The 16582-nt window shown below is 34.5% G+C and carries 21 protein-coding genes; 20 read left to right on the top strand and 1 reads right to left on the bottom strand.

All coding sequences use genetic code 11. The features are described from left to right. Positions 1 to 74: 74 nt before the first annotated feature. Positions 75 to 1271, top strand: coding sequence for a hypothetical protein (locus L8T27_RS26890; RefSeq protein WP_237944325.1), 1197 nt, complete (start codon positions 75 to 77; stop codon positions 1269 to 1271). A 495-nt stretch (positions 1272 to 1766) separates the two neighbouring features. On the opposite strand, the gene L8T27_RS26885 is transcribed toward L8T27_RS26890, so the two are convergent. Further along, positions 1767 to 2114, bottom strand: a complete 348-nt coding sequence (locus L8T27_RS26885) for a helix-turn-helix domain-containing protein (protein WP_237944324.1) — start codon at positions 2112 to 2114, stop codon at positions 1767 to 1769. Between the two features lie 527 nt (positions 2115 to 2641). Here L8T27_RS26885 and L8T27_RS26880 point away from each other — a divergent pair. The 19 genes from L8T27_RS26880 to L8T27_RS26795 all read left to right on the top strand — a co-directional run bounded on the left by L8T27_RS26880 (position 2642) and on the right by L8T27_RS26795 (position 16582). Further along, entirely contained in the window at positions 2642 to 4018 is a 1377-nt protein-coding gene (locus L8T27_RS26880; RefSeq protein ID WP_237944323.1) for a sensor histidine kinase, read from the top strand. After that, positions 4011 to 4598 carry a response regulator transcription factor gene (locus L8T27_RS26875; RefSeq protein ID WP_237944322.1) on the top strand — a complete coding sequence of 196 codons (588 nt, stop codon included), beginning with the start codon at positions 4011 to 4013 and terminating at the stop codon, positions 4596 to 4598. Before L8T27_RS26880 ends, L8T27_RS26875 begins: the two co-directional genes overlap by 8 nt. 609 nt (positions 4599 to 5207) lie before the next feature. Then, on the top strand, positions 5208 to 7169 hold the full coding sequence (locus L8T27_RS26870; RefSeq protein ID WP_237944321.1) for a hypothetical protein: 1962 nt from the start codon (positions 5208 to 5210) through the stop codon (positions 7167 to 7169). A gap of 51 nt (positions 7170 to 7220) precedes the next feature. Then, positions 7221 to 7412, top strand: coding sequence for a hypothetical protein (locus L8T27_RS26865; protein ID WP_237944320.1), 192 nt, complete (start codon positions 7221 to 7223; stop codon positions 7410 to 7412). Continuing rightward, positions 7409 to 7798, top strand: a complete 390-nt coding sequence (locus L8T27_RS26860) for a hypothetical protein (RefSeq protein WP_237944319.1) — start codon at positions 7409 to 7411, stop codon at positions 7796 to 7798. The genes L8T27_RS26865 and L8T27_RS26860 overlap by 4 nt, the downstream gene beginning before the upstream one ends. Positions 7799 to 7827: 29 nt before the next feature. Next, entirely contained in the window at positions 7828 to 9021 is a 1194-nt protein-coding gene (locus L8T27_RS26855) for a CpaF/VirB11 family protein (protein ID WP_237944318.1), read from the top strand. Then, on the top strand, positions 9018 to 9845 hold the full coding sequence (locus L8T27_RS26850; protein ID WP_237944317.1) for a hypothetical protein: 828 nt from the start codon (positions 9018 to 9020) through the stop codon (positions 9843 to 9845). Before L8T27_RS26855 ends, L8T27_RS26850 begins: the two co-directional genes overlap by 4 nt. Further along, entirely contained in the window at positions 9833 to 10591 is a 759-nt protein-coding gene (locus tag L8T27_RS26845; RefSeq protein ID WP_237944316.1) for a hypothetical protein, read from the top strand. Before L8T27_RS26850 ends, L8T27_RS26845 begins: the two co-directional genes overlap by 13 nt. Positions 10592 to 10613: 22 nt before the next feature. Continuing rightward, a complete protein-coding gene (locus L8T27_RS26840; protein WP_237944315.1) occupies positions 10614 to 10979 on the top strand; it encodes a hypothetical protein in 366 nt (121 codons plus the stop codon). Positions 10980 to 11185: 206 nt separating this feature from the next. Further along, entirely contained in the window at positions 11186 to 11338 is a 153-nt protein-coding gene (locus tag L8T27_RS26835) for a hypothetical protein (protein ID WP_237944314.1), read from the top strand. A gap of 32 nt (positions 11339 to 11370) precedes the next feature. Continuing rightward, positions 11371 to 11523 (top strand): hypothetical protein, encoded by a 153-nt coding sequence (locus L8T27_RS26830; RefSeq protein WP_237944313.1) that lies wholly within the window; start codon positions 11371 to 11373, stop codon positions 11521 to 11523. A 31-nt stretch (positions 11524 to 11554) separates the two neighbouring features. Then, positions 11555 to 12175, top strand: a complete 621-nt coding sequence (locus L8T27_RS26825) for a hypothetical protein (protein ID WP_237944312.1) — start codon at positions 11555 to 11557, stop codon at positions 12173 to 12175. Continuing rightward, entirely contained in the window at positions 12175 to 12786 is a 612-nt protein-coding gene (locus L8T27_RS26820; protein WP_248574507.1) for a hypothetical protein, read from the top strand. The genes L8T27_RS26825 and L8T27_RS26820 overlap by 1 nt, the downstream gene beginning before the upstream one ends. A 57-nt stretch (positions 12787 to 12843) precedes the next feature. Beyond that, entirely contained in the window at positions 12844 to 13893 is a 1050-nt protein-coding gene (locus L8T27_RS26815; RefSeq protein ID WP_237944310.1) for a WxL protein peptidoglycan domain-containing protein, read from the top strand. A gap of 76 nt (positions 13894 to 13969) precedes the next feature. Beyond that, the gene (locus L8T27_RS28850) at positions 13970 to 14098 is read left to right on the top strand and encodes a hypothetical protein (RefSeq protein WP_282581476.1); all 129 of its coding nucleotides are present in this window, start codon (positions 13970 to 13972) and stop codon (positions 14096 to 14098) included. Positions 14099 to 14122: 24 nt separating this feature from the next. Beyond that, positions 14123 to 15076, top strand: coding sequence for a hypothetical protein (locus tag L8T27_RS26810; RefSeq protein ID WP_248574506.1), 954 nt, complete (start codon positions 14123 to 14125; stop codon positions 15074 to 15076). A gap of 70 nt (positions 15077 to 15146) precedes the next feature. After that, complete coding sequence (locus tag L8T27_RS26805; RefSeq protein WP_248574505.1) at positions 15147 to 15500, top strand: CagC family type IV secretion system protein; 354 nt, start codon at positions 15147 to 15149, stop codon at positions 15498 to 15500. Positions 15501 to 15556: 56 nt separating this feature from the next. Next, a complete protein-coding gene (locus L8T27_RS26800; protein WP_237944307.1) occupies positions 15557 to 15946 on the top strand; it encodes a hypothetical protein in 390 nt (129 codons plus the stop codon). A gap of 39 nt (positions 15947 to 15985) precedes the next feature. Beyond that, the gene (locus L8T27_RS26795; RefSeq protein ID WP_248574504.1) at positions 15986 to 16582 is read left to right on the top strand and encodes a TraC-like domain-containing protein; all 597 of its coding nucleotides are present in this window, start codon (positions 15986 to 15988) and stop codon (positions 16580 to 16582) included.

Here is a 16582-nt window from a genome sequence, read left to right as displayed (position 1 = left end):
TTGACAAAAATTGACGATGTTTTCCTTTATAAGGGTTCATCGTCTTTTTGTTGTATAAAAAGGAGCAAAGTAATATGTCAGTGTTAATACCACCGCCAAAACCTCAAACCCTTACTATTGATGGGGTTAAATTCTTCAAAAAACATTTGGATAAAATCGTTAAATACGACCTAGAATTATCATATAATCCAATAACTACTTCTGAAATCTCTTTATTTATGATTCTTCACTTATACACAGATGAAATGGGACAAATTCGTTCACTTACAAAAGATCCTGCTGTAAGCGAACGCAAACAATTATGTATTTCTAATATCTCAACAGACCATGATCTTACATATGAAACAGTAAAAAAAGCATTTGATAAATTACTAGAAAGAAATTACATAGCGGAAGTACATACAGAACAAGACATGCATTATGAAATCGTTGATTACGGTAAATATAATAATTTGATTACTAGTTACAGTGAAGAGAAATCATCCTATTTCCATATACCAATGGCTCTATTCCAGGAAAAAATCTTTGGCCAATTAATTAAACAGCGTTATCAAAGAGGACCAATCCTGTTGTTGAAACTGTGTGAGTATATTCAACGACAAATTGGGATTAATCGTAGAACTGTAGAAGATGTGGAGTTGGTTAAAGGGGATAGAACGATGTCCTATCTTAAGAAAACTCTAAACACTACAGCAAAAAGAGTAAGAAACTACTTATCTATCATTAAAAATGTATTTTCTTTTGTTCCAGTAGAGAAAAAAATAAAACAACCTTCTCCAAATCGTCAAAATAGAAGAAGAGAATTTATACAAGTATGCATTGAAAAGTTTGATTTCACTCTAAACAGCGTGTGTTTTAAAAAAATTAATGAAATAGGTCAAAGGAAGACATTTGCTGCATGTAAAAAAGAAATGGCTGCAAGAATCAAAAATGCGAATATACCTTTGAAATTTCGTCAAATAAAAGACATTGAGAAGTCTATAAGCAGAATGGTGAACTACTCTATGCATTTTGAAGTGGTTAACTTATCGAAAAAAATGCTAAACTACACGATTTCTTCCGTAGCCGATACACTGGAAGAGCTACACCTTAAAGGGCTGTTAACATCTATTAAATCTATTGGTGCTTATGCAAATAGGCAGTTTACCAAAGCACTTCATGAATTTCGTGAAAGTTTTATGGATGAAGGCGATGTAATTGAGATTAGTCACACTTACCATAAGCTATATGGTTATTATCCTTACTTTCTAGAAGAAAAGAGTAGAAACTAAAAATTTAAAAAATCTAATAATCTTTTAAGCCTTTTCAAAGTTTTTTAAGGAGAAAGGGCTTTTTGTCATGCCCTTAGAATAGTATTCTTACATATTCCCTTTAATAATTCATATAACCGTATGTTTCAACTACTGATTTTATGTAAAAAATATAAATTGGAGACTAAGTGTTGCTAAATTTTAATGTATTTCAAGCTATGTTAAATATACTAACTGTATTTCCAGTTATCTAGTTTAAGAAAGGCTGTATTTCAAAATATGTGAAATATGAATATAGTATTTGAACGTATGTGCAAACTGTGAATATAGTATTTTAATCATCAAGTAAAAAGGCTGAAACCCATGGTATATATGAGTTCCAGCCTTTTTGTGATTTTTCCTTATATTTATTTGTATTCTTTATTATTACTTGTATTTCTTATTATATTGATTTTTATAAATTATTGTTTCTTTACATGCTGTGCTATTCAATATCCAGACTAATATATAAAGCAGTTATAACGTTTCTTTATGTCTCTCTAAAAAAATAGCGTACAACCTAACCTGGTTCAAATATCTGTTTCTTTTTTCCGATGATAATCTATTTGCTGAACGTACTATCTGCTGTAGCGTATGTTGTTCTAAATTAGCATTGTCGTAGTGCTCATCTAAGCCTAATAAGAAATCGGCTCTAGCATTAAAGAACTTACAATAATTTATAATGGCATCTAAAGCTGGGACCACTTGATTAGTTTCATAATTACTGATCTGATACCTAGTTAAGTGAAGCTCTTCAGCTAATTCGGCTTGTGTTAAATGTCTTTCTTTTCTTAATACTTTTAAACGATCACCTATTGTATTCATGTATTAATTATATAATTTATATAGAGAATTTTCTATAATGTGCATATTATACGCATTGATTAGGTTTAAATGTGGTAAAAATGCCCATAATTCATCTGATTAGGAATAGATAGTCTTTAGTTAAATGGTATAATATACACGGGTAAATATTCCTAAATAGGAAAGTTTTATAGAAATAATCTATAAAGGGAGGCTACAAATATGTTTTTTTCAGTTGATAAATCTGATATAACAAATAAAAAAAATAAAAATATAAAAACACATCCTAATTTTTGTATCGGATGTAGTAATCATTCTTCGAATAAGTTAGATAGAATCTATCCTAATCAAATAAGATGGCTAGAATTCATTGTGAACTATTACCCACTCTATAATCGCAGTGTAAATACTCCTGCTGATCTCCACTATTTGCATAACACTACATCTAGAGCTCAACATAAACTTAAGTCAAGGTGGAATATATTCCAAAAATATAGTTTCCTAGATAAATTATCTTTTATTCAAGATAACTCAATAGGAGTCCGGACATGATATCTTTTGTTTTATTATCTTGGCTGATGGCAGTCATCTTATTACTAGTTAATATAAAGCAAGAAAAAACACGTTGGGGAAGCTATATGGGTTTTTGTGAAGGTTTTGGAGGATTAGGAATTGTTTTAGGAAAAAGTGCTGACCGTCCGGATTGGATTATTATGTTGGATGGGATTTCTACATCCATCGGGCATTACTGGACACCTTATGTCATTCTAATATTCGGCTTATTATATACAGATATGATTAAAACCAAAAGAATGAAAAGGATGGGAAAGATTCTTTTAGTCATACCTACTATCCTTGCATACACGCCAATATTCTCATTTTCTATCTATCCTGAATTTAACACGAACTTTTCCATCATTGCTCTCTGGATTATCCCTTATATCTTAATTACATGCCTGTTATTGATTCTCTCTGTTTTTCGAGAAAAAAGAACAACGGTTAAAAATCATAAGATGATTACTTGTATCATTGTTGTTCCTTTATTCCTTTTTGTTTTATTAACAAATGTTATTTTACCGGTATTTGGGATTAGGGGAGGATGGCAGCTAAATCCTTTAATTATGATTACGGAGTTCTTATTCTTTATATATTTTAGCACCCGATATGGTTTTTTAGGAGTGAAAATTAAATTTGAAAAGCAAAGGCTTAGCTCTACTATGCAAGCTGTGACTTCAGGAACTACCTTATTGAATCATACGATAAAAAATGAGATGAGTAAGATTGATTTAGTAACCAAACAATTGAAAAAAAATGTCTCCAATAATGCAATAGAAAGTCTCGACTTAATTTTAAATTCCACCCAGCATTTGTTGGAACTGTCTAGTCGAATACAAGGGAAATTGGGCATCATGGAACTAAAAGAAACAAAGTTCTTATTGAGTGATTTAATTCAGTCATCTCTTGATTTAATGAAACCTCACTTATTTAGCGTTACGGTGATAAAAAGATTGGATGTGGATGTCCAACTTTATGGGGATTTTATTCATCTGGAGGAGACATGCATAAATATTGTTAAAAATGCTCTAGAAGCCATGAATTACAAAGGGACATTAATTATCAATGTGAATCAAACAAAGAAAGGGATAAATATTGAATTTGCAGATGATGGAAAAGGAATAAAAAAAGAAAATGTTTCAAAAATAGTAGAACCTTTCTACAGCACAAAAAAAGAAGGGGAGAACTTTGGGTTAGGTTTAACCTATTGTTTTAATGTCATGGCTAAACATGGTGGAGATATAGTGGTAGATAGTCAATTAAACTTAGGAACAAGCATTAGATTATTCTTGCCTAAAAAACGGATTGTCTCAGTGCAGCATAAAAAGAAAAAAATAAAAAAATTGGCAGAGGAAATGACCTATGGATAAAATTCAGTTGTTACTAGTAGAAGATGATCCTGTTTGGATGAATGGGATTGTAGATTTTATTGAAGAAGAAGAAGATTTAACAGTTCAACAAAAAGCTTTTACGAAAGAAGAAGCATTGAAGTGCGATTATTCGAATGTAGATGTGGCTCTTTTAGATGTTAATTTAACTAAAGGTGGAGACTTAAGCGGACTTGAGGTAGCCAAACATCTGAAAGAGTCAGGTATAGATAAAATAATCATGTTAACTTCATGGGAAGATCCAGCCATTATTCTAGAGGCATTTGATAATGGAGCTATGAATTTTATAAGTAAAAGTTCTTATGAAGAAATACCTAATGTTATAAGAGAAGCCAATGAAAATAAAGTTAATATACGTTCAGATATTTTCAATGTTGTTATGAAAGAGTTGAAATTAGAACGAAAAACAAGAGTACTAACACCAATAGAAAATGAAGTGTATAGGCTGAAAAAACAAGGGTTAACAAACAATCAAATGGCAGATAAATTAGTTAAATCGGTAACAACTATTAAGAAGCAATTACAAATTATAAGAAAAAAACTTAATGAATCTGTCTTATAAAAATAAGGGGGGGAGTAATATTTTACTCCTCCCCAAAATGAATAAAAAGTAGTACCATTCATCTATAATCATTTATTCGTAATAGAATTAAAGGTTGTGATTAAATACTCACGGTCTTTCTCACTTAAAGATTCGTAGCTTTTAACAAGGGAATTTATACCTTTTAGTGTTGAATTTATATCTAATTTAAGAAAAGTTAGAACAAAATTAAAAGCAAGTTCTAGTTCACTTTCAGACATCCGGTTCAGTATTATAAATTTTGAAGATGGTGTACAAAAAACACAAGCAACTAAGTACCAAGCAGATAAGAACAATACTTTAACATTCAGTATTCCAGATGAAGTTAAACTTGTAAATGAAACAACAGGGAAAACAAAACGTGGTGGTTCTGTAACAGTAGCAGGCGGAGACTGGTTCCACTTTGAGGCACCATCTGATTACGCAGGTAAGATAGATACAGGAGAAAAAGCTGGTAGCCTAAAAGGTTATAGACCAATAGTATCTAAACCTAAGTCGACAGGTTATCAGACGTTAGGTTATGGTGAGTGGTTTACTGATCCTAATAATACTGTACGTATTCAAGCGCAGTTTGAAAAGCAGGAAGTAACCATGTGGATTGACCACAAGGATAGACAAACTGGAGAAAAGATATTAGGGGAGAAGAAAACAGTCACCATCGGAGATAGTTATACAGTATCTTCTAAAACTGGTCTTAAATCTGATGGGAAGGAAGCAATTTTAGATGATGATCAGTCTAAGAAGGGGACTGTTCCAGATAAGAACTTCACTGTAACGTTCTATTACACAACGGCATGGGATGTTAGAGCAGAATACAAAGACTTTCAAACAGGTGAAACCATTAAAAAAACAGATACAATTGGAACGTACAAAGTAGGCAAGAAGTACAGTTTTAATGCCAGAACAGATATTACTTATAACGATATTGCCTATAAGTTAAGAGGTTCTGCGGCGAAGTCAGGAACCATGCCAAGGAAAGATGTAACAATAACGCTTTATTATGATCCTTATGTATGGGTAAATGTGTGGGAAAAAAACATGTATCCACAAAATGATGTGTTCAATCATATCAAGGAACGATATAAAGTAGGGACAACCAATAATTTTACTGCACCAGAAACGCATGAGCTCAGCGGTAATAGAATTTACGATTTGTTTGGCAACAATACGATCTCCATCTTAACACCACATAATAACGATGCTTCGCACACATTCGACTATAAGCTTCGAAGAAGTGTGACCGTTAATTACTTGGATGAAAGAACTGGCGAAAAAGTGGCAAAAACAAAAACCTACTATATACATGAAAAGGATCAATACTCCGAGAGTCCAATCACGATTAAAGATGGGGAATATACCCTTCGATACGTAAAGACAGACGGGGATTCCGAAAGTGGAGTAATGGGAACAAACAACCTTGTAATTAATTACTACTACGATAAGCCTTTAATTAAAACGGGCTTAGAAAAGGTTCAAATATATACGGCTAAAGCAGAGGAAGGATTACCAGTTCGTGTCTATCTTTCAAAAGTAAGCAATTACAAAGGGGATATTACGAAAATAAAAGATTACGAAGATACGAATAAAACAATAAACGTTTCTTTGTATCAAGGATCTACGAAGATATCAGAAAAGAAATATACAGCTTCCAAACTTCCTAATTACTTAGAATTTGAAATTCCTAAAGACAAGTTAACGGTAAATGCAAACAAGACATATACAGTGAAACTGGAGGGATTTAATAAAAACGATTTTGATGTAATAAAAGGAAAAGATAGCCTTGCAACCAAAGGATATACAGCATTTGAGGGGACAGTTACCTTCGATGTAAAAAGAGAGACTACACCTGAAAATAGTAAATCCTATGTGGTGATGACAGAAAAGACGCCAGAAACAAATATGAAGTCCTATTATGAAACCATTAACTATAAGGTTACACCTTTAAAGAAGATTCGAACCGGTTATGGGATCGAAACCAAGGTGACGTTCGATTATCATAATGAACTTGGAACCGATTATCAGTTTGCGACAAAGGTTGCTGAAAATAATCTTTCCTTCTATGCTCCAGATAGTTTAAGAGATTCCTATCTCGATTATCCGACGGAAGGTTCAAATATGATAATAGATTTACTTAATAAGGAAACGTCAAAACAAGTTAATGGTGATTTTATTCGAACGAATGAGTTTATCTTTCCACACATGAATGTGGAACAACTGACAGGTAATCTCTTTACAGATGAACAAGTAGCCAATAAAGACAGTAATATTACCAGAGAACTTCGAGACGGCGGGAATAAGTTCTACCTGCCAATTTGGAATGACTTAGGTACATTTGACGTTTCTTATCAATCTACAGAGGTTGGGGCAAACAAGGTGAAACTTCAGGTAGAAGATAAGATTGAAGTGTTTGCTCATATGTTGGTTCATATGGATTCTGAAACAATTGAACAAGATGCCATTCTGCTAATGCCAGTGAATGGAGATAATCCTTTTCCTGAAGGTTTACCGTATGGATGGATACAATCAGATGTGGATTGGATAACAAATAATTAAAAGAAAAGAAGCCTTTTTAAGAAGGCTTCTTTTTTATTAGGAGGAAAAAACGTGTTAAATATTTTAAATGATTACTTTTGGTTTGTGCTTGCTGCTAGTGGAATTCTAATGGTGATTTCTATTGTCACAAGGTTTAAATTCGCCAAGGTGAAGAAAGATAAGGTGCTTTTTACTACGTATAGTATTATTTTGCTTATTACAACGCTGTTATTACTCGGTTATAAATTGGACTTCTTCAAATGAGACATGCTCCAAAATGGATGATTCTCTTTCTTTTCGGAATCATCGCTATTACAACGGTAAGTGTTTATTCCATGCAGAGTTATCGATATAACGACTTAAACGATATTTTAAACGAAGCAACGACGCTGGCGCTTAATAAAAGTATGGATTTTAGCTCCAGAGTAGATGAGGAAAGAATAAAGATTGATGAAACAGTCTTTGAACAAAAATTCAAGGAACAATTTCAGAAGTCCAATGTAAAAGTGGATGTGCAAGATTATGACTTTGCTTATTTAAAAACAGATACGGGTTACCTAAAGGCAGTAAAAATAAAAGTCACAGATGAGGAAGATGCAACCTATCAGACTACTTACGTTACTAACACAACGAATACTACAGAAAGTTAACCATTATATAAATGGAAAGGGGACTTAGGATGATAATTTCAGAAGATCTCTTATTAGAGATTAAACAGGAACTTAGAGAACACCATGCAGAAGAGTTTCAAGAAGCATTTGCTAATTTGGAAACCAGAGAAGTCTTAAAGAAGATTATTGCTGCCAAGCATGGCTCCATCTTAGATGATGAAGGAAAACTGGAATCGGTCGTTCGGGAACTAGTAGGCTTAGGGTTCGTTGAAGAATTAATTGACGATAAGCGAGTAACCGATATTGGATTCGATGGAACGAAATTAATAGTAGAAGGAAATGGAATAGAAAAGTACCTGGATGATTCTATAAGTGAAGACGTTGTACTCAAGTTAATTGCGAAATTCTCTAATTCAACGGGAAAAGAAATATCTAGCAAAAATCCTATTCTAAATACCAGTAGAAATTTCATGCGCTTAAATGCGGTTCACAAGCAAAATGCTCCAAGTGGAACGACAATGGCAATTCGTGTTTCTCGCCCATACATGGCATTGAATGAAGAGAACTTTGAAAACTTTGCTCCGTTAGAAGTGCTAGATTTCTTAAAGGCTGCCGTAAAAGGGAGATCCAATATGGTTATTGCAGGAGAGACAGGGGCAGGAAAAACGGAATTTCAAAAGCTATTAATGAGTTATGTTCCTTTTAAAGAAAGGATGGCAGTGATTGAATCCACCATTGATATTTATGCCAAAGAACTATGGCCTGACAAAGATATCTTTAGCTGGTTGGCCACAGAGGGCGTAAGCATCGAAGAGCTGATTGCGTATGCTGGACTGAGAAGTCATCCTGTTTGGATTATCGTAGGGGAGATTCTTGGGAAAGAAGTATACCAGATGTTACAGGGTATTTTGACAGGACACCGTTTTATGACGACTGCTCATGCTTATGATGCCAGAGCTATTCCAAAACGATTACTTGGTATGGCCAAATCGGGATATGAAGTAGACGATAAGATGTTCTTGGATGATATCTATAGCTATGTACACTTTGGTATTCATTTGAAAAAGATTAATGGCAGACGTTTCCTAGGCGAGATTGTAGAGTTTCATGGGGATCACACGGCCACAACAGTCTTTAAGCAAAGAATGAAGAAAGATGGAACATTAGAAGTTACGTATGGAGAACTAAGTAAAGACTTCTTTGAACGCATACATGAATTAGGTTCTGACTTTGAAGGCTTTAAAAGGGATGAGGAAGCATGAAGTTATTCGGTGAAAGCAAAGTAATGAGTATCGATGAGCTAAATGCTTATCGTACGGCCTATGGAAATCCCTTAATGAAAAAGGAAATCTTTACGGCGTTAGTGGTTCCTTTTATGGTCAGTTTCTTCAGTATTTATGTTCTTACCTATTATTGGTGGCTGTCCATAATTGCTGGAATTGTGGGGGTATCTTATGGATTCATTATACTAATGAAAATTAGTGTGGAGCGTATCTATCAACAGGAATCCATGATTCAGAGAAATAGGTTTATCAACACCATGACTGGCTTATTAGCGAATCCAGACGAAACGGTGGTAACGACGTTAAGATGGTGTGCTAAAGAAATTACAAAAGGTGAACTAAAAAAAGAATTAGATCAGCTTATCATTGATTTAATGGATGCTACTCCCAAACAAGTGCAAACAGCCTTTAATTTATTAAAGGATAAATACAAGAGTGACTTCGTTTTTGGTCTTTTTATGGACAACCTGGTGACTGCTTCCTTAGAAGGAAGAACAGATATTAAGAAGATTAAAGAATTAAAGACTTGGCACAATGATGTGTTAGAACAACGAAACATGTTTATAAACAATAAGGTTTTGTATAAAAGACAATTTAAAGCTACTACCATTTATCCTTTAATCGTAGTGGGGATTTTGACTTTCGCCCGAGGTTTTGATTTTTATTTACTTTATTATGCGCATAACGTCATTGGGTGGGGTTGTAGTGCTATTCTTATCGGTGCTTTATGTTTCTATTTTCATTCTCTTCAAATGAATTTGGCCGATGATGAAGTGATGGAGGTGAAAATGTGGAGGAAGTAGTAGAGATACAGATTGAAAGAACCAGGATGCAACGGTTTTGGCATCTGGTTGCGGAACAAGATTTATATGAGATGGTGGAAAAGTCAGGGTTTGGAGAATATGAGTTTTATCTCTTCCAAAAGCGAAGGATGAGAAATGCGCTGATATCTACTTTGGCAGCTGCTATTCCAGCCTTACTTATTAGCCCTTGGTTATCCTTGTTGGGAGTCATATTTTTCGTTTATTCATGGAGAAATGCGTATACCAAGGAAAAACACGAATATAACGGTCTCGTGTATGAGAAGCAAATATCCTGGTATGTTTTCCAGCGTTTAATCGTTACCTATTTACAGGATTCCAATGATTCCGTTATTAAAACGTTTCGTAAGCTGTTAAATCGCTTAGAGGAGGGAGAGTTCAAAAATAATCTCTATCGTTTAATAATTGATATCACCGAAAACCCTCAAAGTGTTCAACCGTATATGCATTTTGCGGAAGTAGCTGCTGGTGGAACGGATGAGGCTCGAACGTTTATGACATCACTTTATAACTACACGAACCATACAAGTGACAGCAGTATCATTGATGAGTTGAGCGATATCGCAAGAAAAGCAATGATGAGGGGTATCGAAGATATTCGAAAACACAAAGAAAGAACCTTTTATATGTACCCAACCAAAATTACCATGGTGAACTTCATTCCAATGGTTGGTTATATGGCTGGTGCTGCCTTTGATATCTTTAGTCGAAATATGAACAACCTTTAAGAGAAGGGGGGGATTATAGTACATGTATGCTGAAGATGCAGCTGGCGAGTTTTCACTACAGATTATGTTAATGGCCTTTGTGATGTTTCTAATGGCGATAACCATATTTTTTGTGAGTTATATTCAATCATCTGACTTTAAAACCTATATAGATGGACAGATTGAGCGAAATGGTGGATTAACGGCAACATCGGTTCAAAACATTCAGGAGTATTCCAATAAGTTCTATGATGGCAAATTCGAAGTGACGAGTTTATCTGGTTCTGAGAAGCAAGCATATGGATTAGAAGTAGAGTATATCGTTACAGGAAACGTTGAAGTGTTTTTCTTCGACTTGCCAGATCAATTGGTCACATCTAGGGGAAGTGCAATAAGTATGGTTAAGTGAGGTGGCTCCGTTGCAAAACGGTGTTAGAAATATGTTAATGATAGCTGGAGTTGCAGTCTTAGCGGTATTCTTGGAATTTTCCTTTCATTATATGGAGGTTTTCAAAGAGTTCGCAAAGCTTGACTATAAGGCCATTTTATTTAAATAAATCTTATTGAAAACACTAACTATGATAGTGTTTTTTGTCTTTTAAGGAGGTGATAGTTATGAGTTTTGAAGCGAATTCTGACCGTAGTATCAATGGTATTTACTCTTTAATCATTGGGGTAGCAATCGGAAGTATTCTTATGGTTGCATTACCCGAAGTATTCCAATCTCTAGTGGATGTTATGAACGAAAAAATTAACACAATCGGATAATTAATTCTAAAAATGAAAGGATGTTTTTTTTAATGAGTTTTGAAGCGAATGCAGATCGTAGTATCAATGGTATTTATTCACTAATTATCGGGGTAGCAATCGGAAGTATTTTAGTAGTGGCACTACCCGAAGTATTCCAGTCTTTAGTCGGCGTCATGAATGACAAAATTAACACAATTGGATAAAACAAAACTAACTTACGAGGGGAACAAAAAAATGAAAAAGAATAAGAAGATTGGCGCTTTAGCATTAACAGGAATTATGTCATTAGGGTTACTATTTGGTGGAGGAAATGCCACATTTGCGGCAGAACAAGCAACAACAAAGGCTTCTACTGGTATTCAAAGTGGGGGATATAATGTTTCCTTAACAAGTCCTCAAGACCTAAACCCAACAGTTACAGTGGGTACGGCTACTCAAAAAGTAATCATTGGAAAAATTCCTACTATTAATTTGGAAGATTTATCGGGTACGGGTTCCAATTTTTCTTTGAAAGTGAGTGCGACGGAATTAACGGAGAAAACACCATCTGGCGGTTTCAAATCGGGAACAACAGCATTAAAGCCTTTTAATTCCATGGTATTGAAAACAAACTCGTCTACTATTTCAAATCCAAACGTACAATTTGGTGGATTCACGGCTATTAACCTTGCGGGAGATACATCCACTACTTTATATTACGGAAGCAATGCGGGTGGCTCTACAAGCATAACTGCAGACAATGAAATCTCTGTTACGGTTGCGCCAAATAAGGTAACAGTTGATCCGGTTAACTATCCAGGTGGTCCAACTCCTTATGAAACAACAGTTAAACTAAGCGTAGTGCAGGGTCTGTAATGCGTAAGGCTAGTATGAGACAAAAGAGCGTCATTTCTCTTTTGTCTTCTTTTATTCTATGTTTCTTCTTTTTTCATTCCAAAGTGGATGCTGCCGAGCAATATGTAACTACTGCGACAGCTGGTGTGCAAAGCCAAGGAATCTATTTAACCATTAGTAATCCACAAATATTAAATCCGTTAGCAACTGTAAGTGCAGAAACACAAAAAATAGTGTTAGCAAAGTTTCCCGAAATTAAAGTAGAAAATCTTACAGGGACTAATAGTTCCTGGTCATTGAAGTTATCTGCCACTCCTTTAACAGAGAAGGCACCAGCTGGAGGGTTTAAATCAGGAACTTCAGCAATCGTTGGAAATACCATTCAGTATCGTGTGACTTCTGAAACAATCTCCAATAGTAATATAACAAGAACGGTAGCAGGTGCAGTAATAGATAGGATGACTGCCACGCTATACAGTGGAACACAATCAGGAATAACCACTATAAATGCAGAAAACGAAATAACGACAACGATAACACCAAACAAAAACATGGTCGATTTAATCAACTATCCAACAACTCCGACACCTTATGAAACGACAATTACATTTAGTGTGGTTCAAGGGCTGTAATACATAATAGAAAGCCAGGAGCGATACTTCTGGCTTAAAGAAAGGGTGACAATAGATATGAAAAAAATAACGTTAATAATAGCCATTTTACTTCTCTGTATTCCTTCCATTTCTTTTGCCAAAGACAACGATCAAACAATAGGAAGTAATTACATCATAACTCCTATCTACGACGATAATCAAAATCCAAATCAAACAGGCCGATTTCAATTATCACTAAAAGAAGACAGCAATTATTCTTTCTCTTTTCGTATTCGCAATGATTCCAATAAAGCTATTACACTAAGTGCACTACCTTTAAATGCCAATACAGAAAGTGGCGGTTCTATTGGGTTTGTTAAAGAATTGAACAGTGGACAATATACTGAGGTTGGTTATGATGTGGTCTCCCATTTGAGTATTGATGAAACGGTAGAACTTAATGCTAACGAAGAGAAGGTTATTCCCTTTCGTTTAGACACGAATGATTTAAAAGATGGCACCTATTTAGGTGCTATTTCTTTTAAAGAAAAACAATCTGGAGAATCTACGAGTATTAGAAAGGAGGATAAACAGACAGGGACAATTGAAACCAATTATGAAATTGAGAAAATACTACCTATTGAATTTACGATAGGAAAGCCAGCTGCGATTGATAACAAATCATTAGCTAAGAATTTTGTTAAAGCTGTGCGACAAGAAGACGGTAATTTAAAAATTGATGTGGAAAATGATATTGCTGCTTTAGTAGATGGAGGAAAAATCAATATTACTGTTTTAAAAGATGCTTCAAAGGTCTTTGATTTTGAAACAAACTTGCAGTTAGCTCCAAAATCAAAGACAACTTTAGAAATCCCTTGGAATGGAGATTTATCCAGTGGGGATTACAAAGCATCTGTAGAAACTACTTTTGAAGACAACAGTAGCAAAAAATCTTTTGATTTTTCTATTGCGAATAAAGAAGTAGACCAGGTAAAAAAACAAACATTCGAGGATGAAAAAATGGTGGTGGAAAGCAATTCTAACGGGTTGCTTGTAGGTACATTGATAGGAGCTTTTACCGTACTTCTTGTACTTGTCTTCATTATATGGCGACAAAGAAAAATAATGAAAAATTATAAGGGATAACACCTATTCCTTTAAAGGTGGTGATAGAAAAGAATTTAACATGCTTCTCAAACTGATAGGAGGGGGATATAGGAAGATGGAAAAGAAAATAACTCATCCTGTTGTAGATACGGTACATCAGGGTGTCCAGGAAATAAAGGATGTTTTGGAGAAGCAAAGGTATTCATCCGAAAAGGAACCTGCGATAGCGGCTTTATTAGATTAACAGTTTTTAAGAATGGAAAAGCTTTTGACAGAATTCACGGAGAAGCTGGAAAAAGCATCCTTGAATGATATTCCTACGCTAGAGATGAACCTGGTTGGAAGATTGAAAAAAGTCTTCACGAATTTAACAGATGGTTTAAAGCAAATAATGTTGGATACAAAAGAGCAAGTGCGTTCAGGCATTGAGAATAAAGTCCATGATATCAAGTTGGATATTCATAATACAGTTGCTTCAAAAGTACAAAGAATCAATGACAAAATTAAAGGCTTTACTGATACGTTAGATAGGAAATATTCTATTATTGAAAAAACAGGCAGTATGGAGAAGGATTCAAACGAAGTGTCAAAAAAAGAACCTGATTATAGATATTCTAAGGAGTCTGTAAAACAAGTTCTTTTTCCCTATATAGAAGAATTGAACGGAAAGCGTGATTATATTCCTTCGACAGTAGTGGAGGAATATGAAAAGGGTGGCAATTTAATTTTAGAGTTGAAAGAACACCAACATTCAGACAACCATCATGCGTTAACAGTAGATTTACATACTGGTGATGGGGTCTTAGAATATCACTTCCTTGATTCTAGAAACGAAAATTGGTTTGGAAATAGTAAAGTAGTAGATCGCTTTCATATGGAGGATTTAATCATCCGTGAAATGGAACAAACGACAACACCTATAAAGACAAAAGAAAGGTTTGAAACATACATCAAGACACAGGATTCCCCAGCCCTTAAAAAGGCTCCTGAAGTTGTACCTGATTCTCTTAAGAGAGGAAATGAAGTTCCAACTGATGCTTTGATGAAACAGCTAAAAAAACAAAATGATGGATTAAAGACGTTTGTGAATATTGTAAAAAACAAACATCCTGAAGTCTATCAATCTATCTATAATGAGCTGAAAAACAGTCTTCAACAAGGGAAAACAGATGCTCCCAAAGTCGAAGGGAAACAAAAAAAAGAATTACAGTTACAACTATAAAAATATAAAATACAAAAATAAAAATGGAAACAAGCAGGCCTGTGTTTGCTTTAAGAAGGAGTTATTTATAATGTTATCTATTAAAAAGTTTGAGAATATCAATTGGAAACCTATTTTTCTAGTAGCTTTTGCGTGCTTGTTGTTTATGCTACTACCTGATGCAAGTTTTGCAGCACAATCTACAAGTGGTGTTCAAAGTAAATTGAAAAGCGCAGCCACTGCCGTTCAAACCGTTCTAACAGCTATTGTTGTTATCGTTGGTATCGCAGCTGCATTGAAAATCATCGTTAAACACTTGCCAAGCATTGATGATCCTCATGTGAAAAATGAAATGTGGAAAGCACTTGGTGGAGTACTGGCAGCTGTGGCGGCATCTGCGGCGATTATCTGGATTGCACCTTGGGTTTATTCTTTATTCCAATAATAAAAACCAAAGAGAAAGCTTAAGGGCTTTCTCTTATTTTTTAAGGAGTTGTAAGTATGGATCAAGATCAAGTCAAACAAGCATTGTTAGAAATGTTAGATGGCAATGAAAAAAGAGGACGTAAGTGGTTTTTCCCGAAGAACGTAGACAATCAATATAAAATTTTAGCCAACATGACATTAAAGGAATTACTCGTTTATATCCTTCCAGCCTTATTAATTTCGGTAGGAATAGGTGCCATTCCACCATATAGTTCCATTGTATTTTGGCTGATAAAGGCAGTCTTTATTGTATCAATCATTGTCATACCAGTAGTTTATGTGAACTATCGACCAGTGAAGTTCAGGGATAACATTCGAGCAAAAGACTTCGTGAAAGAGTTTTTTGACTATCAAAAGAAAAAGAAAATATACTTTGTGAAACCGAAAGATAAGTATTTAAATTAGTCTTCTTTTTAAATGAAAAGAGAAATAGGAGTGAATAGTTTGAGCGAGAAAGAAATTTCCTTCAATGATATTAGTCCAATTGAGGGGGTATATTCCGATTTTATTTATTTAAAGGAACATGCTCTAATCACCATTATAAAGGTAAAAGGTGTGAATTTTGATTTGTTGTCTCTGTACGAACAGAATTCCATCTTCGATGAATATGGAGCATTTTTGGCTCAAAATATTCATTATCGTCCGCAAACGGTGTCTATGACGGTTCCCATTAAAATGGGGTCCTACCTACATAAATGGAAGCTTCAACATATTAAATCTTCACAGGATTCAGATGTTAATGAAAATCTAAAGCAACTAAGAGCAAGTTACCTATATGAGTACCAACAGAAAGAAACAGATTTGAGTATGGCAGTTAAAGCCCATTTTATTGTACTCAAAGAGAAGTTAAAGAAGCCAACACTGGAATATTTACAAGATGCCGAAAGAAAGTTAACGGAGAAAAGAGAAGATATAATGAGAGCGATTCATCAGGTTTTAAATGCTTATGATAGCCAACAGGAAGTTTTAAGTGCTAAGGAAGCCTTATCAGTCCTACATCAATTCCTAGATTACAAAACATCTATTTACAACCAACATTAA

Origin of the sequence: Niallia sp. Man26, assembly GCF_022049065.2 — a bacterium.
Classification (GTDB): domain Bacteria; phylum Bacillota; class Bacilli; order Bacillales; family Cytobacillaceae; genus Niallia.
Note: the sequence above shows the minus strand (reverse complement) of the source record. Positions and strands in the feature narration are given on the sequence as shown.